22 protein-coding genes are annotated in these 26,044 nt (G+C 58.1%); 10 read left to right on the top strand and 12 right to left on the bottom strand.

Annotation, left to right across the window (positions count from 1 at the left end):
* Positions 1 to 36 precede the first annotated feature (36 nt).
* Positions 37 to 3,498: a DNA polymerase III subunit alpha gene (gene dnaE / locus hmeg3_RS18925; RefSeq protein WP_094565100.1), complete on the top strand. Its 3,462-nt coding sequence runs from the start codon at positions 37 to 39 to the stop codon at positions 3,496 to 3,498.
* Positions 3,499 to 3,550: 52 nt separating this feature from the next.
* Entirely contained in the window at positions 3,551 to 4,768 is a 1,218-nt protein-coding gene (locus hmeg3_RS18920) for an O-antigen ligase (protein ID WP_094565099.1), read from the top strand.
* A 55-nt stretch (positions 4,769 to 4,823) separates the two neighbouring features.
* Here hmeg3_RS18920 and hmeg3_RS18915 read toward each other — a convergent pair whose 3' ends face one another.
* From hmeg3_RS18915 to hmeg3_RS18895, 5 genes are all read right to left on the bottom strand, one after another.
* Positions 4,824 to 5,819 (bottom strand): glycosyltransferase family 8 protein, encoded by a 996-nt coding sequence (locus hmeg3_RS18915; protein ID WP_094565098.1) that lies wholly within the window; start codon positions 5,817 to 5,819, stop codon positions 4,824 to 4,826.
* An 88-nt stretch (positions 5,820 to 5,907) separates the two neighbouring features.
* Positions 5,908 to 6,891, bottom strand: coding sequence for a glycosyltransferase family 8 protein (locus hmeg3_RS18910; protein WP_094566451.1), 984 nt, complete (start codon positions 6,889 to 6,891; stop codon positions 5,908 to 5,910).
* A gap of 35 nt (positions 6,892 to 6,926) precedes the next feature.
* Complete coding sequence (locus hmeg3_RS18905) at positions 6,927 to 8,039, bottom strand: glycosyltransferase family 9 protein (RefSeq protein ID WP_094565097.1); 1,113 nt, start codon at positions 8,037 to 8,039, stop codon at positions 6,927 to 6,929.
* Between the two features lie 65 nt (positions 8,040 to 8,104).
* Positions 8,105 to 9,841: a lipid A export permease/ATP-binding protein MsbA gene (gene msbA / locus hmeg3_RS18900; RefSeq protein ID WP_094565096.1), complete on the bottom strand. Its 1,737-nt coding sequence runs from the start codon at positions 9,839 to 9,841 to the stop codon at positions 8,105 to 8,107.
* A 323-nt stretch (positions 9,842 to 10,164) separates the two neighbouring features.
* Positions 10,165 to 10,743 carry an XRE family transcriptional regulator gene (locus tag hmeg3_RS18895; RefSeq protein WP_232511733.1) on the bottom strand — a complete coding sequence of 193 codons (579 nt, stop codon included), beginning with the start codon at positions 10,741 to 10,743 and terminating at the stop codon, positions 10,165 to 10,167.
* 299 nt (positions 10,744 to 11,042) lie between these two features.
* Between hmeg3_RS18895 and hmeg3_RS18890 the strand changes: the two genes are divergently transcribed.
* From hmeg3_RS18890 to hmeg3_RS18855, 8 genes are all read left to right on the top strand, one after another.
* Entirely contained in the window at positions 11,043 to 12,410 is a 1,368-nt protein-coding gene (locus hmeg3_RS18890; RefSeq protein ID WP_094565095.1) for an LLM class flavin-dependent oxidoreductase, read from the top strand.
* A gap of 151 nt (positions 12,411 to 12,561) precedes the next feature.
* Positions 12,562 to 13,056, top strand: a complete 495-nt coding sequence (locus hmeg3_RS18885) for a flavin reductase (RefSeq protein ID WP_094565094.1) — start codon at positions 12,562 to 12,564, stop codon at positions 13,054 to 13,056.
* 50 nt (positions 13,057 to 13,106) lie between these two features.
* On the top strand, positions 13,107 to 14,333 hold the full coding sequence (locus hmeg3_RS18880) for an MFS transporter (protein ID WP_094565093.1): 1,227 nt from the start codon (positions 13,107 to 13,109) through the stop codon (positions 14,331 to 14,333).
* 36 nt (positions 14,334 to 14,369) lie between these two features.
* Positions 14,370 to 15,800 (top strand): NAD-dependent succinate-semialdehyde dehydrogenase, encoded by a 1,431-nt coding sequence (locus hmeg3_RS18875; protein ID WP_094565092.1) that lies wholly within the window; start codon positions 14,370 to 14,372, stop codon positions 15,798 to 15,800.
* Positions 15,801 to 16,098: 298 nt separating this feature from the next.
* Positions 16,099 to 16,281, top strand: a complete 183-nt coding sequence (locus hmeg3_RS18870; RefSeq protein ID WP_232511732.1) for a DUF3311 domain-containing protein — start codon at positions 16,099 to 16,101, stop codon at positions 16,279 to 16,281.
* A 1-nt stretch (position 16,282) separates the two neighbouring features.
* Entirely contained in the window at positions 16,283 to 17,782 is a 1,500-nt protein-coding gene (locus hmeg3_RS18865) for a sodium:solute symporter (RefSeq protein ID WP_094565090.1), read from the top strand.
* A gap of 86 nt (positions 17,783 to 17,868) precedes the next feature.
* Positions 17,869 to 19,077: a M20 aminoacylase family protein gene (locus hmeg3_RS18860; protein WP_094565089.1), complete on the top strand. Its 1,209-nt coding sequence runs from the start codon at positions 17,869 to 17,871 to the stop codon at positions 19,075 to 19,077.
* Between the two features lie 117 nt (positions 19,078 to 19,194).
* Positions 19,195 to 20,115, top strand: coding sequence for a bestrophin family protein (locus tag hmeg3_RS18855; protein ID WP_094565088.1), 921 nt, complete (start codon positions 19,195 to 19,197; stop codon positions 20,113 to 20,115).
* 20 nt (positions 20,116 to 20,135) lie between these two features.
* Here hmeg3_RS18855 and mug read toward each other — a convergent pair whose 3' ends face one another.
* The 7 genes from mug to hemF all read right to left on the bottom strand — a co-directional run bounded on the left by mug (position 20,136) and on the right by hemF (position 26,031).
* Positions 20,136 to 20,666, bottom strand: coding sequence for a G/U mismatch-specific DNA glycosylase (gene mug / locus hmeg3_RS18850; RefSeq protein WP_232511730.1), 531 nt, complete (start codon positions 20,664 to 20,666; stop codon positions 20,136 to 20,138).
* A 301-nt stretch (positions 20,667 to 20,967) separates the two neighbouring features.
* On the bottom strand, positions 20,968 to 22,440 hold the full coding sequence (gene rng / locus hmeg3_RS18845) for a ribonuclease G (RefSeq protein WP_094565087.1): 1,473 nt from the start codon (positions 22,438 to 22,440) through the stop codon (positions 20,968 to 20,970).
* Positions 22,441 to 22,495: 55 nt separating this feature from the next.
* The gene (locus tag hmeg3_RS18840; protein WP_094565086.1) at positions 22,496 to 23,113 is read right to left on the bottom strand and encodes a nucleoside triphosphate pyrophosphatase; all 618 of its coding nucleotides are present in this window, start codon (positions 23,111 to 23,113) and stop codon (positions 22,496 to 22,498) included.
* Positions 23,114 to 23,220: 107 nt separating this feature from the next.
* Complete coding sequence (gene rlmH, locus hmeg3_RS18835; protein WP_094565085.1) at positions 23,221 to 23,691, bottom strand: 23S rRNA (pseudouridine(1915)-N(3))-methyltransferase RlmH; 471 nt, start codon at positions 23,689 to 23,691, stop codon at positions 23,221 to 23,223.
* Positions 23,692 to 23,708: 17 nt separating this feature from the next.
* Complete coding sequence (gene rsfS, locus hmeg3_RS18830) at positions 23,709 to 24,446, bottom strand: ribosome silencing factor (RefSeq protein ID WP_094565084.1); 738 nt, start codon at positions 24,444 to 24,446, stop codon at positions 23,709 to 23,711.
* Positions 24,446 to 25,129: a nicotinate-nucleotide adenylyltransferase gene (locus hmeg3_RS18825; RefSeq protein WP_369828839.1), complete on the bottom strand. Its 684-nt coding sequence runs from the start codon at positions 25,127 to 25,129 to the stop codon at positions 24,446 to 24,448. Before hmeg3_RS18825 ends, rsfS begins: the two co-directional genes overlap by 1 nt.
* Complete coding sequence (gene hemF, locus hmeg3_RS18820) at positions 25,120 to 26,031, bottom strand: oxygen-dependent coproporphyrinogen oxidase (RefSeq protein WP_094565083.1); 912 nt, start codon at positions 26,029 to 26,031, stop codon at positions 25,120 to 25,122. Before hemF ends, hmeg3_RS18825 begins: the two co-directional genes overlap by 10 nt.
* Positions 26,032 to 26,044 lie beyond the last annotated feature (13 nt).

The raw sequence follows: 26,044 nt of genomic DNA, 5'->3' as shown, positions 1-26,044 counted from the left end.
TGAGCGGTATGTCTCGGCACGGTAAAATATCGTCCTATGACTACACCGCAATTCGTTCATCTTCGACTCCATTCCGAGTATTCCATCGTTGACGGCCTGGTCCGTATCGACGATGTTGTCAAAGCAGCAGCAAAAGACGGCCAGGCGGCCCTCGCGATCACCGACCTTGCGAACCTGTTCGGCATGGTCAAGTTCTACAAGGGTGCGCGTGGCAAGGGCGTCAAGCCGATCGCCGGCTGCGATGTCTGGATCAGCAACGACGACGACCGCGACAAGCCGTCGCGCCTGCTGTTGCTGGTGAAAAACCATCACGGCTATCTGCAGCTGTGCGATCTGCTCAGCAAAGCCTGGCTCACCAACTTGCATCGCGGCCGCGCCGAGATCCGTCCCGAATGGCTGGAACAACTGCGTCACGAAGACGGCGGTAACGGTCTGATCGCCTTGTCCGGCGCGCATTTCGGTGATGTCGGCATCGCCATCGAAAACGGCAATGTGGCCGCGGCCGAACGCTGCGCGCAACGCTGGAGCGATTATTTCCCCGGTGCGTTTTACGTGGAGATCCAGCGCGCCAATCAGCCCAATATGGATATTCAGGTGCGCCAGTCGGTCGCCTTGGCGGCGCGTCTTGGCTTGCCCGTGGTGGCGACGCACCCGATCCAGTTTCTGTCGCAGGAAGAATTCGTTGCGCATGAAGCGCGAACTTGTATCGCCGAAGGCGAAATCCTGGCCAACGCGCGCCGCGTGCGCCGTTTCAACGACCAGCAGAATTTCAAATCGCAGGCCGAGATGGCTGAGCTGTTCGACGATCTGCCTGGCGCCGTACAAAATACGATTGAAATCGCCAAACGCTGCAACCTGACGCTCACGCTGGGCAAGCCGCAGTTGCCGAACTTCCCGACGCCGGATGGCATGACCATCGACGATTTTCTTGTCGCCGAAACCAAGGTCGGTCTGGAAGCGCGCCTGAAGCATCTGTTTCCGGACGAAGCGCGGCGCGAGAAGGAGCGCCCGCGTTACGAGGCGCGCCTGAAGTTCGAGAACGACACCATCATCAAGATGAAATTCCCGGGCTACTTCCTGATTGTGGCCGACTTTATCCAGTGGGCCAAGAACAACGGCGTACCGGTCGGGCCGGGCCGGGGTTCAGGTGCGGGTTCGCTGGTGGCGTATTCGCTGTCGATTACCGACTTGGATCCGCTGCAATACAACCTGCTGTTCGAGCGCTTCCTCAATCCTGAGCGGGTTTCCATGCCCGACTTCGATATTGACTTTTGCCAGGAAGGCCGCGACCGCGTCATTCAGTACGTGAAGGACCGCTACGGCAAGGAGGCGGTCTCGCAGATCGCCACCTTCGGCACCATGGCGGCCAAGGGCGCGGTGCGCGACGTCGGCCGCGTGCTCGATCTGGGTTACAACTTCTGCGACGGCATTTCCAAGCTGATCCCGTTCAAACCGGGCAAGCTGGTCACGCTGGCCGACGCCATCGAAGAAGAGCCGCTGCTGAAAGAGCGGCTGGAAAATGAAGACGAAGTGAAACAGCTGATGGGCCTGGCCCAGCAGGTCGAAGGCATCGCCCGTAACATCGGCATGCACGCCGGGGGCGTGTTGATTGCTCCGGGCAAGCTGACCGATTTCTGTCCGCTGTACACGCAGGGCGGTGACGCCGGCGTGGTCTCGCAATACGATAAAGACGACGTCGAAGCTGTCGGCTTGGTGAAGTTCGACTTTTTGGGTCTAACCACGCTGACCATCCTTGATCGTGCCGTGCGTTACATCAAGCAGCTCGATCCGAACATGGCCGATTTCGATCTGGCCAAGCTGCCGCTGACCGACCGCGCCTCCTACGACTTGCTGACCAAGGCCAAAACGGTCGCCGTGTTCCAGCTTGAAAGCCGCGGCATGCAAGGCATGCTGAAAGACGCACGTCCCGACCGCTTCGAAGACATTATTGCGTTGGTGGCGCTGTATCGCCCGGGTCCTATGGATCTGATTCCGGACTTCTGCAAACGTAAGCACGGCGAAAAGTTCGACTATCCCGATCCGCGTACCGAAGGCATTCTGTCCGAAACATACGGCATCATGGTGTATCAGGAGCAGGTGATGCAGATGGCGCAGGTCGTCGGCGGCTACTCGCTCGGAGGCGCTGACTTGCTGCGCCGCGCGATGGGTAAGAAGAAGGCCGAAGAGATGGCGGAACACCGCAATATCTTCCGCGAAGGTGCTGCGAAGGATGGTTTGTCGCAGGAGAAAGCCGACGAAATCTTCGACTTGATGGAAAAGTTCGCGGGCTACGGCTTCAACAAGTCGCACGCCGCTGCGTACGCGCTGCTGTCGTATCACACCGCCTACCTCAAGGCACATCACCCCGCAGCGTTCATGGCAGCCAACTTGTCGCTCGCCATGGACGACACAGAAAAGATCAAGATCCTGGTCGAAGATGCGCTTGATGTCTGCGGCCTGGGTTTGCTGCCACCCGATATCAACCTGTCGGACTACCGTTTTACGCCGGTCGGCGAACCGGGCAAGAAAGCCATGCAGATCCGCTATGGTCTCGGCGCGGTCAAGGGTTCCGGCCAGAGTGCGATCGAAGCCATCATCGCCGCACGCCAGGAAGGCGGCGCGTTCAAGGACTTGTTCGACTTCGCCAAGCGCGTCGACAAACGCCAGATCAACCGCCGCACGGTCGACTCGCTGATCCGCGCCGGCGCCTTCGATTGCTTCGGCGTGGACCGCGCGATCCTGCAGGCATCGGTCGGCCTGGCCTGGGAAAACGCCGAGCAACTGGAAGCATCGGCCAATCAGGTCAGCCTGTTCGGCGGCGACGACAGCGACCTCGAAACACCGCTCGAGTACGTCGAAGTGCGTCCCTGGACCGACAAGCAGCGCCTCACCGAAGAAAAGACTGCGCTTGGCTTCTATCTATCCGGCCATCTGTTCGACGCCTATGAGAAAGAAGTGCGCCAGTTCGTGCGCACCAAGATTTCCAGCCTTGAGCCTTCACGCGACCCGCGTTCGCTGGCCGGCATCATCACCGGCATCCGCGTGCAGATGACCCAGCGCGGCAAGCTGCTGATCGTTTCACTTGACGATGGCAGTGGCACCGTTGACGTCACCGTCTATGGCGAACTGGCCGAACCGAACAAGGCTTTCTTCAAGGAAGACGAATTGCTGATCGTACAAGGCAAGGTATCGGAAGACCGCTTCAACGGCGGCTTGCGCATCTCCGCCGAGAAGGTCATGGATATCGGTGCGGCGCGGATTCAATACGGACAACGCGTCGTGGTGTCGCTTGACAAGGCAATCGATCCCGCATATTTACGCGACACCTTGTCAACGTACCGTCAGGAGCAGGGCTTACCCTTCGTCATGAAATATGTGCAGTCAGGTGTTGGTTGCGAAGTCATGCTGGGGGATGCCTGGCGCGTGGTGCCGAGTGACGGGCTGCAGTCGGCTCTCAAGGAGTCGCTGGGGCAGGAAGCGGTTGTGGTTGAGTATTGACGAACCTCGTGCAGTTTCAAATCTAAATATAAATAAGTAGGAAATGTTGTCCATGAATCGATTTACCTCCTTTGCCGTTTTTCTTTATTCGGCCATTTCGTTGATTGTTCCCAGTGGTTTTTCCATCGGCTCCGGTTTCCTTGTACTCGGCAGCCTGATGCTGTTAAGAAAACGCGACGTCCCTCTGAATCGTGAAGACAAGCTGTTGATGGCAGTGTTTTTCTTCTATTTCGTGGTCTCGGTCGGCATGAATATTCTGCACGGCGAAATCATCAAGGAATACGACTTGCCCTTGCGCTTCCTGCTGGCGATTCCTGCGCTGATGCTGTTGCGGGCATACCCGCCGTCTCCTGCCTGCTTCTGGGCCGGCTTGGGTATTGGCGGTATTCTGGCGGGACTGTATGCGGGCTGGCAAAACCTGTTCGTGCTTCATGCACGCGCCGGCGGTCACACCAACCAGATCCAATACGGCAATATCAGCTTCATCATCGGTATCTTGTGCCTGACAGGTATCGGCTGGGCGATGCAGCAGAAAAATTCGCGCAAGTGGGTCATCTTCCTGTTGTGTGGTTTTGTCATGGGCATGCTTGGTTCCCTGTTCACGGGAAGCCGCGGCAGCTGGGTCGGTTTGCCGTTCTGCCTCTACATCATGTATCGCTGCTATGGCGGTGAAGTCAGCAAGCGCTATGTATGGGCAGGTATCGCATTCGTGGTAGTCGCCATCGCAGTGGCTTATGCGATTCCACGCACCCAGCTCAAGGCAAGAACCGAACTGGCGATCAGCGAAAGCGTCACCTACCTGAAGGTCCGCAATGCCGAGACATCGATCGGCACGCGCATGGAGATGTGGCGTGCAGGAGCTATGGCAGCAGTCGAGCGCCCGCTACTGGGATGGGGCAAAGCCGGCTTTGTGGATTGGGAATCCGCTGCAATTGACGCCGGCCGGGTGCATCCGTTCATGCGCGAAAACAACCACGTCTACAACGAATGGCTGGATGCGGAAGTCAAACGTGGCATCTTGGGCCTGATCGCATTACTGGCCTTGTATGCAGTGCCGATGCGCATGTTCATCAGGCATCTCAAAACTGCCGGTAAAGCTGCCAAGCCTTACGCAATTGGCGGCATCATACTGATCGTTAATTACATCTGCTTCGGTTTTTCGCAAGTGTTCCTTGCGCATAATACCGGCGTGATGACGCTGGCGTTCACGACCGTGATTCTGTGGGGACTGTTGCGAGGGGAAGAGACGAAAGAAAGCCTGCAGAACTGACTGCGCGATTCTGTCTTTCTCGAAAAGGCTGCGTTCCCGGAAAGGGGCGCAGCCTTTATTTTTTGAGCTTCTTGCGAATGATGGCGGCGATATGCGCGAGGTACCAGTACGCGCCTTGCAGCGGCATGCCGCGCTTGAACAACGAACGGGCATGGATGCGCATTTCCTTGTAATTCAGCGGCGCCTGATCCAGCGGCACATCGCTCCACGCCGACAGTTTGTGGTACTTGAGGAACAATTCTCGGGCCTGGTGACCGCTCCAGTCGTTCCATGGCTTGATCAGGCCTGCGAAATGGATAAACACTGCATCGCCGACTGAATCCATGCCGAGCTTCCCGCGCTTCAGATCGACGATCATGCTGTAGATGTAATTCCACTTGATCGCCACATAGCGCGCCTTGCCGTCGAGCACGATGTTGAGCGCATCCTGATCGTTGAAGGCGAGCTTGTCGCTGTCGCGCAGCAGGGTCTGGATAGCTTGCTCGCCGATCTTCTCTGCTTCCCATGCCGGGATGTTGATGTAGAGCACGCCGGCGTTGAAGTATTGCTTGTTTTTCAGCTTGAGTACCGAATAACGCCCGTCGCGGCCATCCTTGGTCGCCCAGCCGACGTCCGGCACCACCAGTGCAACGGTGTCGCTGATGTCCATTGCTGCGAGCTCGTCAACGCTGCCTACGCACAGCATGTCGGCATCCAGATACAGCACCCGGTCCGTGACATCCTTGAGCACGGCCGGAATGATCAGGCGCGTGAAGGTCGACAGCGAATAATAGGATTTGGCGATCATCGCTGAAAACTCATGGAACAGCGAACGGTCGACGACGTGCGTCACGACGCGGATGAGCTCGTTCTGCTCCAGCGTCTTCATGCGGCGTGCCTGATCTTCCGTGACCGAGAATGCGAACACGTGAAAGGTGAAAGGTCGTGTCGGATTGTTGTCGATGATCGAGGCGATCATCGCCCCCATGCTGCGGAAATAATGATTGTCGACGCAGAAGGCAATATGGAACGAATTGTCGTCGTGCGTGGTTGCTGGCGGTGAGGTGAGCATGGAGAATTCGTTTGTCGGTCTGTTCGTTTTGCATTGAGAGGCGGCGCTGCCGCCACAGATCTTGGTGCCTGTAGGGCCCGGCAGGCGCTTACTTGGCCGCGCGCTTGCGCAGATAACGGATATACCACTTCAGGCTCTCCAGCGGACGTCCCTGGCGATACATGAAGCGCGAATGCATGCGCATTTCCTTGGTGTTCTTTGGCTCCGGATCAAGTGGCATATCCGACCACGGCGATAGCGACAGGTATTTGCGGAACAGGTGGCGCGCATCGTGTCCGCTCCAGTCGGTCCATGGCTTCACAGCGCCGGCGAAGTGAATGAAGACCGCCTTGCCGACCGGGCGCATGGCGAATTTATTCACGTTCAGATCATGAATCAGGTCGTACAGATAATTCCAGCGCGGCGAGATATAACGCGCACGGCCATTGAGCACGATGTTGAGCGCATCCTGGTCGTTAAAGCGCATGTCGGTCTTGCTGTCGAGCAGCGCGTCCAGCGTCTGTTGCGTGATATCTTCGCTGATCCATTTTTCAATATTGATGAAGATCACGCCGCCGTTGAAGTATTGATTGTGCTTCAGGCCCAGTGCGGCAACGCGGCGTTGCAGCGTGACCGGAGCATCCGGCACCACCACTGCGATGTCCTGGCTGATGTCCATGTCGACCAGTTCGTCGAGCTTGTTGATACACAGGATATCCGCGTCCAGATACAAGACACGGTCAGTTTGTCCCTTGAGCACAGTCGGGATCACCAGGCGCGTGAAGATGGACAGCGAGTAGTGCGAATGGCCGAGGAAGTGCGAAAACTGTGTGAATGACGCCAGGTCGAGCAGATGCAATTGCGTGCTCACTGCATACATCTCTTCCAGCTTTTTCAGTCGGCGCTGATGGTCTTCAGTCACCTCAAACGCCAACACGTGGAAAGTGAAATGCTGGCCGGGATTGTTATCGATGATCGAGGCAATCGTACCGCCCATCGCCCGGAAGTAATTATTGTCTACGCAAAAGGCGATGTGGAAGGACGGTTTGCCATTGCTGCCGACGGCAGGTGCTACGGCTTGCGTTGTTTGCATTGCTTGCAGATCCACGGGTTGATTCACTGGTTCATTCATTGCATGGCTTTCATGACTTGTTCGACGCTGACGGCCTTGACCCAGTCGCCGCGACTCGGAGCGGTGATGACGGTGCTGTTGGCGCGGTCGATCGGCACCCACTCCGGATTCTTCTGACGCATCAGCGCAATCACCGGGACATGGACGGCATTGGCCAGATGCATGACGGCGGTTTCCACCGAGATGATGAGGTCACATCGTTCCAGAATCGCCGGCAGCTGGAAGAAGTTTTCTTCAGCGCTGAACAATTCCGTGCGTTCCAGTTGATAGCTGCTGATGACTTGCCGCGCGTGCGCCAGTTCCTGCGGCACGGCATTGACGATGAAACAGCTGTCGCGCCATTTGTCCTGCTTCTTCATGGCGATGATCAGTTCGGCGACATGCTCCAGCGGCCAGCAGCGCTTCTTGGTTTTGGCATAAGGATTGATGAAGATCAGTTTTCCCTGATTACCTTCGGCACTCCTGAAGCCCCACGCTGCCAGTTTTTCTTGCGCATACCGTTGCCATTGCGGCGGGATGTCGACAAACGGAAAACGCTCCGCCGCGCTGACTTCCAGTCCACTGAGCTGATGGAACCAGTGCGCGTAGACGTCACTGATGTGCTGTGGATTGCTGCGGTCCACGGTGTACGGGGGAATCGCAGCATTGAGTTTGCGGTAAGCCAACTGATGGTGCGGCTGGTAGAACTTCACCGGCTTCTTCATGCCGACGACCAGCCCGTCCGGGCTGATACTGCGCGCCAGGGCAGCGTACAGGTGCGGCCGCAGAGTCGCCAGCGAGACAACGATAGGGTAATGCTCCTGCTGCGCTTCCATGATCGATTCCTGATACAGCGCCGGGCTGTAGGTACGGGTATAGATCTTGTTGAAGAACGGGCAGGCGGCGACCCAATCGTACAGTGAATATTTTTGCAGATGCTTCCATTGCGATTCGTCGCTGGTGCGGCGTACTTCATCTACCCATAAGTCGACCTGCAAATGCGGATTGGCGTTTTTGAAGGCCTGGAAGAAATTCTGCAGGTAGGTGAAATCGCCCAGCGCCAGATGGGCGATGAACAGGATCTTGTCCGACTTTTTCAGCAACGCTGCTGGAATGAGTGTCTGGGGCATGGTTGAGTTTTTCTCTGATGCTTCGCGATGTTCTTTAGTCTTTTTGCCTTGCGTTCGCAATGGTCTCAGGCTGCCTGCTGCGAGAATTGTAACCGGTAGAGATTGGCATACACGCTTTCGTTGGCCAGCAACTGCTGATGGCTGCCGACTTCGACGATCTGGCCGTGCGACAGCACGACGATGCGGTCGGCGCGTTCGATGGTCGACAGACGGTGTGCAATCACGAAGGTGGTGCGGCCTTCCATCAGACGATCCAGCGCAGCTTGCACGGCGCGTTCGGATTCGGTATCGAGCGCCGAGGTGGCTTCGTCGAGGATCAGGATAGGCGCATCCTTGTAGATGGCGCGGGCGATGGCTACACGCTGGCGCTGGCCGCCGGACAGACGCGAGCCGTTGTCGCCGATGCGGGTTTCCAGGCCTTCCGGCATGCCTTCTACGACGTCAGTCAGATGTGCGGCAATGACGGCTGCGCGTACGCGTTCAGCATCGGGCCTGGCGTCGCCGTAGGCGATGTTGGCCGCCAGCGTGTCGTCGAACAGCACGGTGTTCTGACTCACCATGGCGATTTGCTGGCGCAGGCTGATCAGCGAAATCGATTCGATCGGCTTGCCGTCTAGCAGGATCTCACCGCCTGTTGCGGAATAAAAGCCCGGAATCAGGCTCACCAAGGTTGACTTGCCGCCGCCGGACATGCCGACGAAGGCGATGGTCTCACCCGGTTGCACGTTCAGATTGATCTTCTGCAGCGCCAGCTGGGCGTGACCAGGGTAGGAAAAATCGACGTCGACCAGATCGAGTTTGCCCGAGGCACGCTGAGTGAGCGCTTCGCCGCCGGTGCGCTCCGTGGTCTTGTCGATCAGGTTATAGACTTCTTCGGCAGCAGCCATCCCGCGTTGCAGCGGGCCATTGATTTCGGCGAGCTGTTTAAGCGGCGCCAGCAGCATCAGCATCGCCGTAAGGAAAGAGACGAAGCCGCCGACGGTGATCTGGCCGTTACCCGACTGGATCAGCGCCATCACGATCACGATCGCCACGGCGCAAGCCGTCATCAGCTGCGTGATCGGCACGGTCGCTGAAAACGCAGTGGTCATGCGCATGGTGTAGCGGCGCAGGTTCTCGGCGCGTTCGTGGAAGCGGCCTTTTTCATAGTCATGACCGCCGAAGACCTTGATGACTTGTTGGGCGCGGGTGGTTTCTTCGATAACCTGCGTCAGTTCCGCGTTGACGGCGAGCGAATCGCGGTTGAGCTTTTTCAGACGCTTGCCGGTGGTGCGCACCACCACGGTCACCAGCGGCAGCAACACCAGCGTGACGATGGTCAAGACCCAGTTCAGATACAGCAGCCAGGCCAGCAGACCCAGCACCGTCAGCGCCGAGCGCACGATGGAGGTAAACACCTTGGTCACCATATCGATGATCTGCTGCACTTCAAACATCATCGAGTTGATCACTTTACCGACGGTGTTGGTGGCGTAGAAGTTGACCGGCAGGTCCAGCATGCGCGCAAACATCTGGCGGCGCAGTTCGTTGAGGATACGCGTCGACACCCAGGTCATCATGTATGAACTGGTGAAAGTTGCAATGCCACGGATGAAGAAAATCCCGATCACCGCCGCCGGCACCAGCCATAGCGAGAATGCCGGCTTGCCGACAAAGCCCTTGTCCAGCAACACCTGAAAGATGTATGGCACGACCGGCTCGGTTGCCGCCGTGACGATCATGGCGAGAAACGCAATCGCCAGACGCTTCTTGTACGGCCAGTGCAGAGCGGCGAGGCGCTTCATATTGTGGGACAAAAACATGTTGTTCCTTACTGATTGCTGCAATTGAAAATGCGACGGGCGATCAAGCCACGGCTATCTGCTCGCGGGGGCGTAAATCGGTGCGCCCAGATCATCCCGGATCCCTCTGAATTGCCCCTGAATGCACCTGTAAAAGCGCCGCCCGGCCACAAATCGGGGAAACCGCACATTGTAATGCAAGGGCGGGGGTAGTTGACCTGCGTCGCATGTAAAGCGGAGGGGAATATATTTGTCTTTGTTGCAACTTTTTAGCCGTGTCTCATCAGCCGGCAGCTCACAAGTCTGCCGCACGATGCTCGGCGCACTCTTGGTATGCGTTGCGATTAGCGACGTACGAGTGCAATCAGGTATTTGCAGGCTTTATTGCCAGAGTTGGTAAACACGCAGTCCATTGGCGGTCCAAGCTGGAGGCAGTCGCCTGGGTTGAGCTGATGTTCTTGCTCGCCTTCGCGGAACAGCAGGCGGCCTTCCACCATCAGGATTTGCTCATGCTGAAAGGTAAAGGCGCTGGCCGGATAGGGAACGCTGACCTTGGGCGGCAGGATGATTTCCAGCAGCTCCAACATGCCGCCGGCGGGTGGCGACAGGGTGCGGCGGGTATAGCCGGTTTCGGGATCAGTCCAGACGTTCTGATGCGCGTGCTGGTTCAGGCGGTTGCCATTCTGTTCCGCCAGCGACAGCAGCATCGACAGCGCCAGGCCGAATGCGCCTGACAGGCGGCCCAGTACAGTTGCGGTGGGGCTGGCTTCGCCGCGCTCAATCTTGCTGATCATCGCCTTCGACACGCCAGAGCGCTCTGACAATTCTGCCAGGGACCAGCCTCTGCTTCCGCGTTCGATCTTGATACGGGTGGAAATAGCCTGGGTTGGGTCTTCTGCGATGAGGGCGTGGGAGGTATTCAAGCGAGTGGGCGATCGAGGTCGGTAAGGTCAAGATTATAACCGCTGCACCTGACTGGGGAAACTCGGAGAAGCGCGCGCACCGCAACCGGGCTTGATCCGGATCAATGTGGGGCATCTTTATTTAGTCTAAGAAATATACAGAATATTCTTGCATAGTGTATTTTTGTCCAATATAGTAAACGATAGATAAGCAGAAAAAATACGATGCAGATGCACCTGATGGATTGAGGTTGCGTCGGTTTGCAGCGACAAAAAAGCATAACGAAGCTTTCAACAGTATTCACTATCGAGGAGACAGGATGTCCAAGGAAATCCATTTCAACGCATTCGACATGAACTGCGTTGGGCATATTCAGCAAGGCCTGTGGCGCCATCCGCGCGATTGTTCCGCCGACTATCGCGACATCCACTATTGGATGGACTACGCGAAAAAGCTCGAGAAGGGCTTGTTCGACGGTATCTTCTTCGCTGACGTTGTCGGTGTCTATGATGTGTATGCAGGCAACCCGGACGCGGCCATCCGCGGCGCTGTACAGGTGCCGGTCAATGATCCGACCATGCTGATTCCGGCCATGGCGGGCGTTACTACCCACCTCGGTTTCGGTGTCACCAGCAACCTGGTCTACGAATCGCCATTCCTGTTTGCACGGCGCATGTCCACGCTCGATCACCTGACAGGCGGCCGCGTCGGTTGGAATATCGTGACTGGTTATCTGGACAGCGCAGCACGTGCGATCGGCCTTTCCGGCCAGATGGCGCATGACGACCGCTATGATTTGGCGGATGAATACATGGAGCTGGTCTATAAGCTCTGGGAAGGCAGCTGGGAAGACGGCGCCGTACAGGTCAATCGCGCTGACGGTTTCTACGCCGATCCAGCCAAAGTACACGTCGTCCATCATCGTGGACGCCAATATCAAGTCGACGCCATGCATCTGTCGGAGCCGTCGCCACAGCGCACGCCGGTGTTATATCAGGCCGGCTCCTCCACACGTGGCCGTCAGTTCGCCGCCACGCATGCAGAGTGCGTCTTCGTCAACGGTCAAAGCAAGGACGGGGTCAAGAACATCGTGGACGATATCCGCGCACAGGCGATGGCATTGGGACGCGCTGCCGCCGACATCAAGGTCTTCCTCGGTGCCACCATCATCACGGCCAAGACTGAAAGCCAGGCCAAGGAAAAATTCGCCGAATACCAACGCTACGTCAGTTCGGAAGCGGCGCTGGTGCATGCCGCCGCTTCCATGGGCATCGACTTCGCCAAGTACGACATGGACGAGCCGATTGAAACCGGCAAGAGCCAGGCGATCGTCTCCAACGTCGAGGCCATGACCCGCAGCGCCGGCCCGCAATGGACCAAGCGCAAGCTGCTGGAGCAGATGACGCTGGGCAGCCGCCAGCAACCGTTGGTGGGATCGGCGGAGCAGGTGGCCGATGCCCTCATGGGCTGGTCGGAGCAGGCCGGTGTCGACGGGTTCAACCTGTCGCGCACCGTCGTGCCGGAGTGCTTCGACGACATCATCGAACTGGTGGTGCCGATTCTGCAGGAACGCGGTGTCTACAAGACCGCTTACAAGCAGGGGCCGTTGCGCGAGAAGCTGTTCGGTAAGGCACGTCTGCCGGCTAGCCACAGCGCCAATCAGTACCGGATTCACCCGAAGCCGTAATACCGGGCCAGGCCCGTTCTCCCGATCAATGATTCTGCCGGCGCATCGCCTAGTCACGATGCGCCGCGGGAGAGTCTGCGTCCAAAGAATCAAGCATCAGATTTCAATCGCGTAGTCCGTTCCATCGGTTCCACCATAGAGAAGGCCCGTCATGATCGATAAAGCCATTTTTCGCGAAGCCATGTCCAGCTTCGGCGCCGCCGTCAACGTCATCACCAGCGATGGTCCTGCAGGTCTGGCCGGATGCACCGTATCCGCCGTCTGCAGCGTCACCGACGAGCCGCCGACGCTGATGCTCTGCATTAATCGCGACAGTCGCAACAACACTATCTTCAAAGAGAACGGCGCCTTGTGCATCAACGTGCTATCGGCCAGCCAGCAGCAACTGGCGGTGCTGTTTTCGAGCAAGGGCGTCGACGTCAAGGAGCGCTTCCTGTCCGCTGAATGGGAGCGCCTCGACACAGGCGCGCCGGTGCTGGTCGATGCGCTGGTCGCACTCGATTGCAAGATCGATTCGGTATCGGAAGTCGGCACCCACAGTGTGTTCTTCTGCTCCGTACAGGCAGCGCGCAGCAACAAGGGCATGGAGGCGCTGATTTATCTGGGCCGCAATTTCCATCGCCTGCCGACTGCGCTCGCGGCCTGACAGGCCTGAGTAAGACATTGAGCTCGAAATCAAACACAGGCGCTCACACCATGCCGTCTCACCAGACCATCGCGCTGCCCGGCAAGATGCGCTCCCTGTTCATCTTGCTGCTGTGCGAAATCGGTGCGATGGCGGTGTGGTTTTCTTCCGTCTCGGTGGTAGCGACGATCAAGCGTACGCAAACTATCCCCGCATGGGATCAGGCGCTGCTGACCAGCTCCGTGCAGTTCGGTTTTGTCGCCGGCACGGTGATCAGCGCCTTGCTGTCACTGGCTGACCGCTACGATCCGCGCCGCCTGTTCATGGCGTCCGCGTTGGTGGCGGCAGTAGCCACCGGGCTGCTGGCGCTGATGCCGCCGGTTGGGCCGGCGGTATTCCTGCTGCGCTTCATCACCGGCATGTGCATGGCCGGCGTGTATCCGGTAGGGATGCGGCTTGCCGTGACGTGGGCGCAGCGTGATATGGGTTTGCTGATCGGTTTGCTGGTGGGCGGACTGACGTTCGGTTCGGCCAGCCCGCATCTGTTGGCGGCCCTGGGCGGTATCGACTGGCGCGCCATTTATGCGATGGCTGCGGCCTGCGCGGCTTTGTCCGGAATCTGCATTCTGTTCTGTGGACTCGGTCCCAGCATGGCGCGCAGCAGCCGCATCGATTTCAACTACATGGCTCAGGCCTGGCGTAACCCGGCGATTCGCCTGGCCAACCTGGGTTACCTCGGCCACATGTGGGAGCTGTATGCCATGTGGGCCTGGCTGGCTGCTTTTCTTGCGGCGAGTTTTGCCGCGGCAGGCATGGCGCGTGCGGATCACTTCGCCAGTCTGTGGACGTTTGCCGCGATTGCCATTGGTGCTGTCGGCGCCGGCGGCGGCGGCTGGCTGGCGGATCGATTCGGACGCACCACGCTGACCATTGCCGCGATGGCGACCAGCGCTTGCTGCGCAGTGCTGATTGCTTTCCTGTTCGGCCTGACACCCTGGCTGGTGGTGCCGGTTGCGCTGGCATGGGGAATTTCGGTGATCGCCGATTCCGCGCAGTTTTCTGCCAGCGTGGCCGAGTTGGGAGATGCGTCCATGACAGGCACGCTGCTGACGGTACAAACCTGTGCCGGATTTCTGCTGACGCTGGCAAGTATTCATCTGGTGCCGGAAGTGGTGGCATGGGCGGGCTGGCGCGCCGGCTTCTGCATGCTGGCGATCGGCCCCGCACTTGGCTGCGTTGCCATGTATCGCCTGCGCTTGCGGCCGGAAGCAATGCGCCTGGCAAGCGGAAAAAGATAGTAAAGAAACATAGCCCCAACAACATAAGGTCGAGCCATGAACAACTATCCTGAAATTCAATTTCTGATCAACGGCAACTGGATACACTGCGCCGGTAAGCCCATTCTCAATCCGGCCGACGAAAGCGTGATCGGCACCGTGCCGATGGCCACGCCGCTGCATCTGGAACTGGCGCTGCAGGCCGCCGATGCAGGTTTTCATATCTGGAAGAACATGGCACCCGCCAAGCGCGCAGAAATCATGCTGCGCGCCTGCGATCTGATGCGCGAACGCGTCGACACTATCGCCGCCGCGATCACGCTGGAGCAGGGCAAGACCCTGGCGCAGGCGCGGGCTGAAGTACTGCGCGGCTGCGATCTGATCGCCTGGGACGCCAATGAAGGACGCCGCCTGTATGGTCGCCTGATTCCTGCCGAACCGGGGATGCGGCATACCGTATTGCGTGAACCGGTCGGCGTCGTCGCTGCGTTCACACCTTGGAATTTTCCATTGAGTTCACCGGCGCGCAAGGTCGGCGGTGCGCTGGCAGCAGGTTGTTCGATCATTCTCAAGGCCGCGGAAGAGACACCCGCAGGCGCCGTCATGCTGGCTCGGGCATTTACCGATGCGGGCTTGCCGCCGGGCGTGCTCAACCTTGTATTTGGCGACCCAGCGCAGATTTCAGAAACGCTGATCTGCCATCCGCTAGTGCGGCTGGTGACCTTCACCGGCTCGACTGCGGTCGGCAAACAGCTGGCATCAATGGCAGCACGTCACATGAAACCGGTGATCATGGAACTCGGCGGACACGCGCCGGTAATCGTCTGCGAAGACGCCAATCCGGAGTTGGCGGCAACGGTCTCTTTGCAAGGCAAGCTCAACAACGGCGGCCAGGTGTGCGTGGCGCCGACTCGCTTCTTCGTCCATCGCGCCATCTACGACCGTTTCGTGGCCGCGTGCGCAGCTTTCGGTGAAAAGATCTGCGTCGGCGACGGCATGCGCGAGGACGTACAGATCGGTCCCGTTACCAACGTGCGCCGGGTACAAGCCTTGGACGCAATGGTCGACGATGCACTGTTGTATGGCGCGCGCGTCGTGTGCGGCGGCAAGCGTTTGCCCGGCGCCGGCTATCACTTTCCGTTCACCGTGCTGGCCGATGTGCCGGTGACGGCGCTGGCGATGCGCGAAGAACCCTTCGGCCCGCTCTGCCTGATCAGCCCGGTCGACAACATTGACGAGGCCATCGACAAAGCCAACGCTTTGCCGTTCGGCCTGGCCGGTTACGCCTTCACCGAATCGGCCAACTATGCGTACAAGCTGTCGACCGAACTCGAAGTCGGCAATCTGGCCATCAATCACATGGTGTCCGCCGTGTCGGAGACGCCCTTCGGCGGCGTCAAGGACAGCGGTTACGGACGCGAAGGGGGCACCGAAGGACTGGAGCATTACACCCACGTCAAATCGGTCTCCCACAAGTTACTGGGTTAGGCCCCGTTTTTGGCTCTGTTCTTGCTGTGGAGGAGACAGGATGTAATCCATCCGGGTCCTTCTGTTTTGTTCTGTTCCATTTTGCATTTTTAGTTGTTGAGTTTAGTTCGTCAGTCCGGTTTGCCAGTGATCTGCGCTGGGAACCTTGCAGTCCATCGTCGCCTGTCTCTGCTGCTTGCACGTCGTCGTATCGGCGGCAGACCACGCTTGTTGTCGTTTGCATTTGTCAATTGTCAATTCAAGGGGGGATTCAATGAGTGCAGTTAGGTATCTTGCGTTAGTGCCCGTGGCATCCGTCATGCTCGGGCCTTTTTTCGCCAATCGTGTCACGCCGTTTTTATTCGGTCTGCCGTTTCTGTTGTCGTGGATGGCGCTGTCGCTGGCGATGACCTCGGTGGTGATGTACATCGTATATCGCTTCGACCCGCGCAACGCGCCCGCGTATGTTGAACCCGCTGAACTTGGCGAACAAGGAGAGTGACATGAATATTTCCCTCATCCTTATTTTCGGCACGATGTTGCTGGCTTTGTGGCTCGGCGTGCGCGCACAGCGCGGCAAGGACATGAGCCTGGAGCAGTGGACGGTGGCCGGACGCGGTTTCGGCGCCGGGCTGGTGTTTCTGCTGATGGCAGGCGAGATCTACACGACCTTCGTGTTTCTCGGCGGTAGCGGTTTTGCCTACGGCGTTGGTGGTCCGGCGTATTACATGCTGGGATTCGGCAGTTTGAGTTTCGTGCTGTCCTACTGGTTGCTGCCGCCAATCTGGCGTTTCGCCAAAACACACAGCCTGCTGTCGCAGCCAGACTTCTTCGCCAAAAAATTCAACAGTCCCGCACTCGGTATCCTGGTGGCGCTGGTGGGTGTGGTCGCACTGATGCCTTATCTTGTCTTGCAACTCAAGGGCTTGGGCATCATCGTGAGCGTGGCGTCGTACTCAGGCTTGAGCTCGACACAGGGCGTCTGGATCGGTGCGATCGTGACCGTGATTTACGTGATGGTGTCCGGCGTGCACGGTTCGGCATGGACGTCGGTATTGAAAGACTTCCTGGTGTTGGCGGTAGCGATCTTTCTCGGCTTGTATCTGCCATGGCATTACTACGGCGGCATCACGCCGATGTTTGAAGCGATCGAACATGCCAAGCCTGGTTTCCTGGCCTTGCCTGCGACCGGCAAGAGCGCTGTGTGGATGACCTCCACCGTGCTGCTGACAACATTGGGTTTTTACATGTGGCCGCACATGTTCATGGCGTCCTTCACCGCCAAGAGCGCACAGAACCTGCGCCGCAATGCTTATACGTTGCCGATCTATCAGATGATGCTGTTGTTCGTGTTCTTTGTGGGCTTTGCAGCGGTCTTGCAGATTCCCGGCCTGACCGGTCCCGATATCGATCTGGCGCTGTTCAAGATTTCGCTCGCGACCTTTGATCCATGGGTGGTCGGCATCATTGGCGCTGCCGGTGTGCTGACGGCTATCGTTCCCGGTTCGATGATTCTGATGGCCGTATCGACACTGCTGGCCAATAACGTCTATCGTGCTTGGCGCACATCGACAGGCAATGCGGCAGCCGACAACCAGCATATCGGACGCGTCGCCAAACTGGCAGCACCGCTGGTGATGCTGGCCGGCCTGTGGTTTACCCTGCAAGGCGGACAAACCATCGTGTCACTGCTGCTGATGGCCTACAGTCTGGTTACGCAATTGTTCCCGGCCTTGCTGGCAAGCCTGTTGCCATCCAGGCCGGTGAGCAAGGCCGGCGCCATCGTCGGTATTCTGGTGGGTGAGGCAACCGTAGCGGTTCTGTCGATCACCAAGATGACGATCGCTGATCTGCTGCCTTTTATTCCAGATGCGCTGAAGGATACCAACGTCGGTGTCGTGGCGCTGGCGCTGAACGTGATTGCGATGGTGCTGGTCTCTGCCGTGACGCGTTCCAGCGCCAAGCAAGGCAGCGGATCATTGCAGGCTGACTCGGTGGCGTAATCGTTGCAGCGGCGCGGTAAGGCAAACCATGTTGAGACGTCTGCCTTCATACCGCGCCGCTTTTTCTTGATTTCAATTCCATTATCATGACTTCTATTGACGCTCCGGCTTTTTCCGACAGTCAGATGCTGCGCACCATGATTGCCGCCAATCTGTCTTTTTTGAGCAGCTTCCGGCGTGATCTGCATCGCCATCCCGAGCTGCGTTTTGAAGAGCACAGGACTGCTGCCGCAGTGGTTGCAGAATTGCAGAACGCCGGCTTTACCGTGCGTCAAGGTATGGGCGGTACCGGCGTGGTCGCCACGCTCAAGGGGCGGCGAGACGGCCCGGGAATTCTGTTGCGAGCGGACATGGATGCCCTGCCGATCCGTGAAAAGAATGTCTTCGCGCATAGCTCCTCCTGCGAAGGCCGCATGCACGCCTGCGGTCATGACGGCCACACCACGATGCTGTTGGGTGCAGCCTTGCTGATGAAGACGCTGCCGGCACCAGAGTGCGACGTGCATTTCGTATTCCAGCCGGGTGAAGAGGGCGGTGCCGGTGCACGCAAGATGATGGACGACGGCTTGTTCGATGAATTTCCGACGGCGGCGGTATTTGGGATGCACAACTGGCCGGACTTGCCAGTCGGTCAGTTTGGTTTGCGCGTTGGCCCGATCATGGCCGCCGGGCTGCGCTTCCGGATTACCGTCAACGGACGCGGCGCACATGCTGCGCAACCGCAGCTGGGCATCGATCCGATTCCTATCGCCTGCGCCATCGTGCAACAGTTTCAGACGCTGATCTCACGGCACAAGAGTGCCGTCGATCCCGCCGTGATCTCGGTGTGCATGTTCAACGCCGGCGAGACCGACAACGTGATCCCGGACAGCGCCGAACTGCGCGGAACGGTGCGCACCTTGTCATCGTCCCTGTTGAAAAAATTGCAGGGTGAAATGGCGCGCATCGCTGAAAGCATTGCTTCCATGCACGGCGCCAAAGCAGTTCTGGATTTCTTTCAGTACTACCCGGCAACGGCCAATACCGCAGCGGAGACCGCTTTTTGCAAGCGCGTGCTGGAGTCCTGTTTCGGTGCGGAGCAAGTAGATGGCGATGTACCGGCCAACATGACCTCGGAGGATTTTGGCTTCATGCTGGAGGAGCGTCCCGGTGCGTATATCCTCATCGGCAACGCTGCGAAGGGAAACAATCACCGGCTGCACAACGCCCATTACGACTTCAACGACGACGTCATCGCTTATGGCGTCGAGTACTGGATACGCTTAGCGCAAAGCTATTTGCCACCGGGCGTGTGACAGCATGCACTTGTCAGCTGTACATCACTCCTGATAGAAAATCTGTACTCCTGTGAGGATGTCGTTTGGGCGTATTCTCTGACGTATAGCGTCTTCATACTGTCGAGAGAGCCCAAAATGATTGTCCGCCCGCAGCAAAACTGGTTTCGGATGCTTCTGGTCTGGGATGGCTCGGTGTTGCCGTCGATCCTGCCGCAGATGGCCTTGATGACCATCGTGTCGACGCTTGCCGTCGTCACCAAGGGGAGTGTGCTTGGCGAAAAATTGCCGCTTAATATTGCTTCTTTCACCCTGTTGGGGCTGGCGCTGGCGATTTTCCTTGCGTTCAGAAACAACGCCAGTTACGAGCGCTTCTGGGAGGCGCGCAAGATGTGGGGGCAGTTGCTCATCTCGGCGCGTACGCTGACATCGCAGGCGCAGCGCTACGGCAATCCGGGCGTTGGTGAGTTCGATCAGGTCTTGTTTGAAAATCGTCTGATCGCCTTCGTGTACGCATTGAAGCATCAGTTACGTCACAGCGCCTGGAATGATGACCTCGGTCGCCTGCTGTCCCGTGATGATCTGGCAAAGTGCGGGCAGGTGCAATATCGCCCCGTCATGCTGCTCGACAGATTGCGCGACATGATCGCAGCGGCACATCGTACCGGCCATCTGTGCAGCGAGCAGCTATGGATGCTGGACAATCAGCTCAACGAACTCGGCGTCATTCTCGGCGCCTGCGAGCGCATCGCATCGACGCCGATTCCCTATCCCTATAGCGTGCTGTTGCACCGAACTGTGTATGTGTATTGCCTGCTGCTGCCGTTCGGGCTGGTCGACACCATCGGTATTGCGACACCGGTTATTTCCGTTTTCGTGTCGTATACCTTTCTGGCGTTGGAAGCCATCGCCAGTGAGATCTCCGAACCTTTTGGCACTGCTCCCAATTGCCTCGCGCTGGACGCCATCGCGACCGAGATCGAGCGCACGGTGCTGGAACTGGGTGGTCGGGAAATGCCTGCTGCTGTAGAGGTAGACAAAAACTTTCAGCTCCGCTAAACAGTAGCTGCGTCTGGATCTCAACGAGTTACTCTCACAAGTTCGTAACGCAAGGCCTGATACGCCTCTACCAGCGCATCCAGACTAAATCCCCGGTTCAATCCGCTTGGGTTCGGCAAGAGCCACACCATCGCGCCGCCAAAAAGTTCTGCCTGCTTTCCCCAGATGACTTTAGGGTTTCCTGAAATAACCTGATAGGCCGGCTTGCCTAAAAAAGCTATGTATCTGGGTTTAAGTCGTTCAATTTTTTCGCGTAACGCCGTCGAAGAAGAAATAAACTCATCCCGCAGCAACTCGTCAGCACGCGCGGTCGGGCGTTCAACTACGGTCGTCAGGCCACAGCGATGCGCAAGTATCTGGCGGTCGTTGAGCGGATCGATGCGTGTCGGCGTGAAGCCAGACAGATGCATGGTCTTCCAGAAGCGATTGCTTCTTCCCATGAAATGATGGCCAGTCTCTGCGGCGCGCATTCCCGGATTGATACCGCAGAAAATGACGTCGAGTCCCGGGGCAAGGATATCGGGAAGGGAGGCGTTGGCAGAGGGCATCATCAATGGCGCTGTTTCAAAAACGAGTGGGATCGTGAGCAGGTGTTGCGCCGGGCCGGCCAGATGCGGGAGCGTTTCAGCGTTGCATAGATTATGCGTAATGAGCCGGACAAGGACAATTGTCGATATGCGTCTTTACCGGCCATTGCATGCCGGATTTGAGCCACTGGTGCATGTGTGGGGTGCTTTTTGGAACAAGATACGTCAGTCCAAAAATGAGCAATGGCAGCGCAACCGGCTTCGTTCTGCCAGTTGCACTGCCAATTCGGATTGTTTTTTTCCTCTTCTACGGCATAGAGAAAAGTTACATCAAAATAATGTCGTATTGCTCTTGCGGATAATCCGTCTGTACCTGCAATGAAATTGGCTTCTTGATGAAGTCACCGAGCATTGCCAGATGCTGGGATTCCTCTTCCAGGAACATGTCCACCACCACTTGCGAAGCCAGGATGCGAAATTCGCGCGGGTTGAATTGCTTTGCTTCGCGTAAGACTTCGCGCAGGATTTCGTAGCAGACCGTGCGCGAGGTTTTGACCTGGCCTTTACCTTTGCAAGCCGGGCAGGTTTCGCACAGGATATGTGCCAGCGATTCGCGTGTGCGCTTGCGTGTCATTTCCACCAGACCCAGCGTCGAGAAATTGGATACTGAGATTTTGGTGCGATCGCGCTGCAAGGCTTTGTTCAATTCCGAGAGCACGGCGGCGCGGTGCTCAAGGTTCTCCATGTCGATGAAATCAAGGATGATGATGCCGCCCAGATTGCGCAGGCGCAACTGGCGTGCGATGGCGTGCGCCGCTTCCAGATTGGTTTTGAAAATCGTGTCGTCGAAGTTGCGGCCGTTGACGAAACTGCCGGTATTGACGTCGATAGTGGTCATCGCTTCGGTCTGGTCGACGATCAGATAACCGCCGGATTTCAGATCGACGCGGCGGCCGAGCGCACGTTCGATTTCTTCCTCCACACCGTACAGATCAAAGAGCGGACGCTCGCCGCGATAGTGCATCAGCTTGGGCAGCACTGACGGCGTGTACAGCGTGCCGAACTCCTGCAGCATCTGGAAGTTTTCGCGCGAGTCGACCTGGATGTTGGAGGTGTCGTCGCTGACAAAGTCGCGCAATACGCGCTGCGCCAGGCTCAGATCCTGATACATCAGCGTGGCTGCGGGTTTGGTCTTGGTCTGGGTAACGATACTGGCCCAGGTCTTGCGCAAGTATTCGACGTCCATCTGCAGGTCGGCATCGGAGGCATCTTCGGCCATGGTGCGGATGATGAAGCCGCCTTTTTCTTCCGGTGGCAACAGGCTCTGCACTTTGCTGCGCAACAGTTCGCGCTCGGCTTCGTTTTCGATGCGTTGCGAGATGCCGATGTGCTTGTCTTGCGGCAGATAGACCAGCATGCGGCCGGCAATGGAAATTTGCGTCGACAGGCGTGCGCCCTTGGTGCCGATCGGATCTTTGATGACCTGGACTGTGATGGTCTGGCCGTCGAAGAGCAGTTTTTCAATCGGGATTTGCGGCGCGTTCTGGTTGTGCTGGCCGTCGTGCGGTTTGGCTTCCCAGATGTCGGCGACGTGCAGGAAGGCTGCACGTTCGAGGCCGATGTCGATGAAGGCCGATTGCATGCCGGGCAGGACACGTACGACTTTGCCCAGATAGATATTGCCGGCGAGGCCGCGCGAAAGTGTGCGCTCGATGTGGAGTTCTTGCACCGCACCTTGCAGGATCAGCGCGACGCGCGTCTCCTGCGGCGTGATGTTGATCAGGATGTCTTCGTTCATGGTCTGGTGACCCTAAAATGTGAATTCTTGGAAGTGCGGGCCGCGATCAACGTGATCACAGCGTGGCCGGCGGCAGGATGCGCAGGCCGGCATTTTGCAGCAGTTGTGCCGTCTCGAACAGCGGCAGGCCCATGATGCCGGAATGGCTGCCGGCGATGTCCTTGATAAAAATTGATGCCAGCCCTTGAATGCCGTAGCCGCCGGCCTTGTCGTAAGGCTCTTGCGTGGAGCAGTAGGCCCGGATCATGTCGTCGGTCAGGGTCTCAAAGGCGACGTCGGAATATTGCGTGATCTGCCACATCTGTTCCTGGAACGCGACGGCGATGCTGGTAAGCACCTGATGCGTGCGACCGGACAGACGGGTGATCATCTCAACCGCTTCTTTCACGTCTGCCGGTTTGCCGAGGATCAGATCGTCGACGACGACCGTGGTGTCAGCCGCGAGGATGGGACGCATCGGCAATTGCCGGTACAGCATGGTCTGGCGCGCGCTCATGAGTTTGTCGCGCGTGACGCGGGCAACATAGGTTGCTGGTTTTTCGTCGGGAAGAACTTGCTCGTCGACTTCCTTGTCGTTGAGCAGCAGTTCGAAGTCGATGCCGATCTGGCGCAGCAGTTCACGCCGGCGCGGACTTTTGGAGGCGAGGTAGATTTTTTTGTCAGCAAGTTTCATGAAGCAACACTTCTCAGTATTTATCCGTACATCGCCGCGGTGTTTCCAACTGCGCCGATGTGCTTGCTTGTTTTCTTTCCGTTCCCGGTTTGTTACGCCTTCGATCCTTATACGCGGTGATAAGGATGATTCTGCGTAATCGACCAGGCGCGGTATAACTGTTCCGCCAACAGCACGCGCACCATGCCGTGCGGCAGCGTCAGGCTGGAAATGCGCACCAGCATGTCGGCATTGGCTTTGAGGCCGGGATCGAGTCCGTCGGCGCCGCCGATCACGAAGGCGACATCGCGGCCGTCCTGCTGCCATTGCGTGAGCAACTGCGATAACTGTACTGAAGTGATGTCCTTGCCGTGCTCGTCCAGTGCAATGATGCGCGCACCTTTCGGCAGGGCCGCTTCGATCTTGCTGCGTTCCTGCGACATCACGGTTTCTGCGGTCCTGCTGCCGGAGCGTTCGATCGGTTTAATTTCTTTCAACAGAACCCGGCACTCGGCCGGCATTCTCTTGGTGTATTCGTTAAACCCCGATTCGATCCATCCCGGCATTTTGTGGCCGACGGCGGTAATGATGAGCTGCATGGCTCACACGACCGGCATCAGGCCTTGGCTTTTGGACGTGCCGGGCGCTTGGCTGCAGCGGCCTTTTTCGATGCAACGGCGCTCTTTGGCGTCGCGACCTTAACGGTTTTGCCGACCGCTTTTGACGCTGGTGCTTTGCGTTTGGTAGCTGTACCGGTTCCGGCAGCGGCCTTGGTCTTGGCTGCGCTGAGCGTGGTTGATGCACGTGGAGTACGTGTCGTCTTCGGCGCCGGCTTGGCTTCAGTCGTTGCTGCGGTGGCGCGTGGTTTGCGTGCCGGCTTCTTTGGTGTTTCGTCGTCGTCGATCGCCTGGCTGGCTTCAACCGCCTCGGCTTGTTCGCGGGTGCGGCGCATCTTGGTCGGCTTTTCGTCTTCGGCGGCTTTCTTGGCGGCAGCGGTGGAAGCCACGCGCTTGGCTGCGCCCATCTTCACTTCCTTGTCGCCCCAGATTTCTTCCAGACGATAGTAGGCGCGGATGGCCGGTTGCATGATGTGGACGATCATGTCGCCCAGGTCAACCAGCACCCATTCGCCGGTGTCTTCGCCTTCGACGCTGACGACATGGCCGCCCTTGGCCTTGACCTTGTCGCGCACGGATGCGGCCAGTGCCTTGGTCTGACGATTCGACGTACCGGAGGCAATTGCCACGCGGTCGAACAGGCTGGTCAGGTGAGTGGTGTCATAGATCTTGATGTCTTGAGCTTTGACGTCTTCCAGCGCGTCGACGACGGCGGTTTGCAGTTTTTTGATGTCCATTAGTTTTGATAGAGATGATGTTGTTCGATATAGTCTAGCACCCTCGCCGGGATCAGCGACTCCGGTCTTTCGCCGCGTTGCAGCAAGGAACGGATCTCGGTCGACGAAATATCGACGTCGAGACTGGATGCCAGATAGGCTTTGCCGTGCGAGGTGGTGCGTATTTCCTTTTCAGTGCCGGCACGGCGTGTGAATTCCTGCATGACAACATCCGGCACCTGCGCGGCGTCGATGCCAAAGCCCGGGCGCGAAGCGGCGCACAGGTGGGCATAGTCGAACAGCTGTTGCCAGCCTTGCCAGGTGTCCAGATGCTGCAATTGGTCTGCACCCATCAAAAAGACGATGGAGACCTCGGGACCAAGCTCGGCCCGCAAGGCCTGCAAGGTATCGATGGTGTAAGTTGCCGTCGTACGGCGAATTTCCTGTTGGTCAATCACCACAGGTACATGTTCATGGCCGAACGCCAGCTCGACCATCTCCACGCGTTGCGCCGGCGTTGCCTGCAGGCCATGCTTTTGCCAGGGGTTGCCCGCAGGAATGACGCGCAGTTCATCCGGTTGCAGCAGTTCGACAAAATAGTCGCCCAGCGCGACGTGGCCGTTGTGGACGGGATCGAAGCTGCCGCCGAGGATGGCAATGCAGCGCGATGCTTGCATCGGAGTATCGGCCGCCACTAGATCCATTCCTTGTGCGGCAGGAAATCGGTATAGAGCTGTGCTTCCGGGCTGCCGTCTTCGGGCTGCCAGTTATAGCGCCATTTCACCACCGGCGGCATTGACATCAGGATCGACTCGGTGCGTCCACCCGATTGCAGGCCGAACAGCGTGCCGCGGTCAAACACCAGGTTGAACTCGACATAACGTCCGCGACGATACGCCTGGAAGTCGCGTTCGCGCTCGCCGTAAGGCGTGTCCTTGCGCTGCTGCAGGATTGGCAGGTAAGCCTCGAGGAAGCGATCGCCGACGCTGCGGATCAGCGCAAAACTCTCGTCAAACGGCAGCGCATTGAAATCATCGAAGAAAATCCCGCCGACGCCGCGTGCTTCCTTGCGATGCTTCAGAGAAAAATACTCGTCGCACCATTTCTTGAAGCGCGGGTGCAGGTCGTCGCCGAACGGTGCCAGCGCATCGCGACAGGTGCGGTGGAAATGGGTCGCGTCTTCGGCGAAGCCGTAGTAAGGCGTCAGATCCATGCCGCCGCCAAACCACCAGACCGGCTCCTGACCTTCCGCCTTCGTCGTAAAAAAGCGCACATTCATGTGCACTGTCGGCGCATAAGGATTGCGCGGATGCAGCACCAGCGATACGCCCATGGCTTCCCATTCGCGACCGGCGATTTCCGGGCGATTGGCTGCAGCCGAGGGGGGCAGGTTCTTGCCCATCACGTGCGAAAAACCGACGCCGCCGCGCTCCAGCACATTGCCTTCTTCGATGATGCGCGATGTTCCGCCGCCGCCTTCAGGGCGTTGCCAGGAGTCGGTCAGGAAAGGCTTGCCGTCAACACTTTCCAACGCCGCAACGATGCGGTGCTGAAGGTCTTGCAGATAGGCTTTAACGGTAGAGGCAGCGTTAGCAGATGATGTCACGGGGTGTCGTCGG

It is taken from the genome of Herbaspirillum sp. meg3, from assembly GCF_002257565.1.
GTDB lineage: Bacteria > Pseudomonadota > Gammaproteobacteria > Burkholderiales > Burkholderiaceae_D > Herbaspirillum.
The sequence above is the reverse complement of the archived record's forward strand: the minus strand, read 5'-3'. Positions and strand labels throughout refer to the sequence as shown.

What these genes read in the sequence shown, in the direction of transcription:
- dnaE (WP_094565100.1), top strand. Translation starts at nt 37, where the DNA reads ATGACTACACCGCAATTCGTTCATCTTCGACTCCATTCCGAGTATTCC.
- hmeg3_RS18920 (WP_094565099.1), top strand. Translation starts at nt 3,551, where the DNA reads ATGAATCGATTTACCTCCTTTGCCGTTTTTCTTTATTCGGCCATTTCG.
- hmeg3_RS18915 (WP_094565098.1), bottom strand. Translation starts at nt 5,819, where the DNA reads ATGCTCACCTCACCGCCAGCAACCACGCACGACGACAATTCGTTCCAT.
- hmeg3_RS18910 (WP_094566451.1), bottom strand. Translation starts at nt 6,891, where the DNA reads ATGCAAACAACGCAAGCCGTAGCACCTGCCGTCGGCAGCAATGGCAAA.
- hmeg3_RS18905 (WP_094565097.1), bottom strand. Translation starts at nt 8,039, where the DNA reads ATGCCCCAGACACTCATTCCAGCAGCGTTGCTGAAAAAGTCGGACAAG.
- msbA (WP_094565096.1), bottom strand. Translation starts at nt 9,841, where the DNA reads ATGTTTTTGTCCCACAATATGAAGCGCCTCGCCGCTCTGCACTGGCCG.
- hmeg3_RS18890 (WP_094565095.1), top strand. Translation starts at nt 11,043, where the DNA reads ATGTCCAAGGAAATCCATTTCAACGCATTCGACATGAACTGCGTTGGG.
- hmeg3_RS18885 (WP_094565094.1), top strand. Translation starts at nt 12,562, where the DNA reads ATGATCGATAAAGCCATTTTTCGCGAAGCCATGTCCAGCTTCGGCGCC.
- hmeg3_RS18880 (WP_094565093.1), top strand. Translation starts at nt 13,107, where the DNA reads ATGCCGTCTCACCAGACCATCGCGCTGCCCGGCAAGATGCGCTCCCTG.
- hmeg3_RS18875 (WP_094565092.1), top strand. Translation starts at nt 14,370, where the DNA reads ATGAACAACTATCCTGAAATTCAATTTCTGATCAACGGCAACTGGATA.
- hmeg3_RS18870 (WP_232511732.1), top strand. Translation starts at nt 16,099, where the DNA reads ATGCTCGGGCCTTTTTTCGCCAATCGTGTCACGCCGTTTTTATTCGGT.
- hmeg3_RS18865 (WP_094565090.1), top strand. Translation starts at nt 16,283, where the DNA reads ATGAATATTTCCCTCATCCTTATTTTCGGCACGATGTTGCTGGCTTTG.
- hmeg3_RS18860 (WP_094565089.1), top strand. Translation starts at nt 17,869, where the DNA reads ATGACTTCTATTGACGCTCCGGCTTTTTCCGACAGTCAGATGCTGCGC.
- hmeg3_RS18855 (WP_094565088.1), top strand. Translation starts at nt 19,195, where the DNA reads ATGATTGTCCGCCCGCAGCAAAACTGGTTTCGGATGCTTCTGGTCTGG.
- mug (WP_232511730.1), bottom strand. Translation starts at nt 20,666, where the DNA reads ATGATGCCCTCTGCCAACGCCTCCCTTCCCGATATCCTTGCCCCGGGA.
- rng (WP_094565087.1), bottom strand. Translation starts at nt 22,440, where the DNA reads ATGAACGAAGACATCCTGATCAACATCACGCCGCAGGAGACGCGCGTC.
- hmeg3_RS18840 (WP_094565086.1), bottom strand. Translation starts at nt 23,113, where the DNA reads ATGAAACTTGCTGACAAAAAAATCTACCTCGCCTCCAAAAGTCCGCGC.
- rlmH (WP_094565085.1), bottom strand. Translation starts at nt 23,691, where the DNA reads ATGCAGCTCATCATTACCGCCGTCGGCCACAAAATGCCGGGATGGATC.
- rsfS (WP_094565084.1), bottom strand. Translation starts at nt 24,446, where the DNA reads ATGGACATCAAAAAACTGCAAACCGCCGTCGTCGACGCGCTGGAAGAC.
- hmeg3_RS18825 (WP_369828839.1), bottom strand. Translation starts at nt 25,129, where the DNA reads ATGGATCTAGTGGCGGCCGATACTCCGATGCAAGCATCGCGCTGCATT.